Origin of the sequence: Flavobacterium sp. SOK18b (genome assembly GCF_014156605.1) — a bacterium.
Classification (GTDB): Bacteria; Bacteroidota; Bacteroidia; order Flavobacteriales; family Flavobacteriaceae; genus Flavobacterium; species Flavobacterium tiangeerense.
Map to the genome: position 1 here is coordinate 1 of NZ_QKNZ01000163.1, position 2263 is coordinate 2263.

The window sequence follows — 2263 nt, forward strand, 5'->3', positions numbered from 1 at the left end:
GATAATTCTGTATTAACATTTTCAAACTCTAAAAACTGAATTAGATTTTCGTTTATTGTGTCTTCAGATGAAGTGTAATAATCTAATAAGTTATACCATTTTGGAATTACTTTGTTATTTAATAATAGTTGTGATTTGATTTCTATATCGCTGATTTTCTTTAAATCAGAAATTTTAGTTTCAGTTTTTTTTATTATTTTGATTTTTAAATTTTTACTTAATTCTATGCTATGATTTAAGAGTTTAATTAAATTCTCCTCTTCTTCAATTTTATTTTCTTCTATCTTCAAATATACATTTTCAATATAAATAGCAATATTTAAACCAACGTATGAAATTAATGGTTCACAGTCTGATTTTAGTATTGTAGAATAATTAGAACGAATGAAATCTTCTTTTTTACTTTCCTTTCCAAATAATAAGAACATTTGTAAAAGATTATCTTTGTTTATTGAGTAAAGGTTATTCTTATACACATACTCAAACAATTCTTCTGTTACTTCACTTGGATTATCTAATTTTTCAAATTCAACATCTAGTTCCTTTAGGAGTTGGGTTATTTTATCATAATAATCGGTTTCACTTGAATTTTTAATTAATGAAAGAAAGTTTGATCTTTCTCCAATTTCAGTTCTTAATGAGTCTTTGTTTTGACTTTTCAAAATTGTTTCATTTTTTGAAAACCTAATGATAAGATCTAGGTATTTAGTTACCCTATCCTCACTATACTTACTTTGCGAATAAATAAAGTCCCAAAAATCTGTCCAATTCTCTACCAATTTTTCAATGAAAATTTCAATTGGTCTATCTTCATTTTTAATGTATTCATCTACAAACTGTATTGACTTTTCTTTTTCGTTACTTAACAATCGAATTATTGAATCATATTTGTTGGAATATGTATTGTAGTTGTTTCCTAAATAATCTAATAAATCAAAGTTTAATATTGTTTCTCTGTCAAAATACTTCCCATCGATTTTCTCAACTAAATTTTCAATTTTATATAATTTAAAACTGAATTCTGTAGAGTTTCCACTCATAACATTTCTTCTGAAATACAAATCATCTTTTGTTATTGATACTTCGTGAAATAAAGAGATATAGTCGTTGTAGTTTTCATTGATATAACCATTCAAAATAAAATTCCTCAATAAACCATTATTCGAAAAACCGTTTAGGTATTCGTTAATATCAACTTCATGGAATATTTTTTTTAAATCCCAATTTTCGATTTCTGATTTCTTTGTTTTCAATTTATCAATTTCCCTCTTCAACAAATCAACTCTATTGTTGTGCTTTGATTCGATTAGTTTAACTCTTTGCTGATAAGTGTAATTTGGATTGACATTTTTTTCAATTTCTGAAAAAATATATTTTAATTTTGTATTACCTGATTCTGAATATAAAGTTCCATTATAATGATTGTAATTAGTATAAAAGATATTTTCAGTTAATAGGTTTTCAAAACCATTATCTTCTAATAATTCATCAATTTTAATATTATATAATGCAGTTCTTGCAGGAAGTTTTGATAAAACTTCATTTATATATACTGCCCTTAATTCCGTAATATCTCTTGGTGAGTGATTTTCAATATCTTCTATTTGAGATTTCTTAAGTTCAATTTCAGCATCTATTTTATTGATGAATTTCTTTATGTAACTTCTCTTATTTTTGATTAACTCATATAACTTCCCTTCTTTTTTGTTGAGCATCGTAAAGTCTTTGGGGTCAATATTTTTATAAGTTATCATCGCAAATAACTCATCATTTTTCGTAATGAATTCAGGCTTTAACGTTTTTCTATAGATTACAAATTCGTGGAATATATTTGTAAGTAAACGCATGTCAATATCATCAATAAAAGTAGTTACATCGGATATAAATTCTTTGGTAAATATACTTTCCTCTAATCCAGATTCCTTAATTAATGTTCTTAACTGTTCATCAGCGTTTGATGAATTAATAAAAGGAATAACAGGAATTATGTATTCAAAGAATTTTACTCTTTCCTTTTTATCATCAAATAAATCATCCCCAACGGCATAAACAAAATTGATTTCTCTTTCTATGAGTTTTGAATTATTCAATAGTATATTAATTTCTCTCATTTTTGTAAATATATCATTACTATCAATTCTATCTACTTCTTCAATCAAAACTACATTATACCCAGTTACTTCAAAAAACTATACAATTTCCTCTACATGTTCATTAAAAACTGATTTATTTACATTATCCTCTAATTCTAATTCTCCTTTTA

General features: G+C 24.8%; 1 protein-coding gene. It reads right to left on the reverse strand.

The genetic code is table 11. The annotated features are described in order from the left end of the window. The coding region (locus DNC80_RS15655) for a hypothetical protein (RefSeq protein WP_182652015.1) at window positions 1-2159 on the reverse strand (2159 nt) is incomplete at its 3' end. Between the last annotated feature and the right edge of the window lie 104 nt (window positions 2160-2263).